The sequence below is a fragment of the Lysinibacillus sp. OL1 genome (genome assembly GCF_004332175.1).
GTDB classification, from domain to species: domain Bacteria; phylum Bacillota; class Bacilli; order Bacillales_A; family Planococcaceae; genus Lysinibacillus; species Lysinibacillus capsici.
Genome location: NZ_SJDS01000121.1, coordinates 1 through 256, shown reverse-complemented (window position 1 = coordinate 256; position 256 = coordinate 1). Strand labels below are relative to the sequence as shown.

General features: G+C 57.8%; 1 rRNA gene. It reads left to right on the top strand.

Going from position 1 to position 256, the window contains the following annotated elements:
• A 16S ribosomal RNA gene (locus EW028_RS24730) occupies positions 1 to 256 on the top strand; the annotation flags it as partial.

Here is a 256-nt window from a genome sequence, read left to right as displayed (position 1 = left end):
AAGCACTCCGCCTGGGGAGGACGGTCGCAAGACTGAAACTCAAAGGAAGTGACGGGGGCCCGCACAAGCGGTGGAGCATGTGGTTTAATTCGAAGCACCGCGAAGAACCTTACCAGGTCTTGCCATCCCGTTGCCCACTGTAGAGATATAGTTTCCCCTTCGGGGGCAACGGTGCCAGGTGGTGCATGGTTGTCGTCAGCTCGTGTCGGGAGAGGTTGGGTTAAGTCCCGCAACGAGCCCCACCCTTGAGATTAGT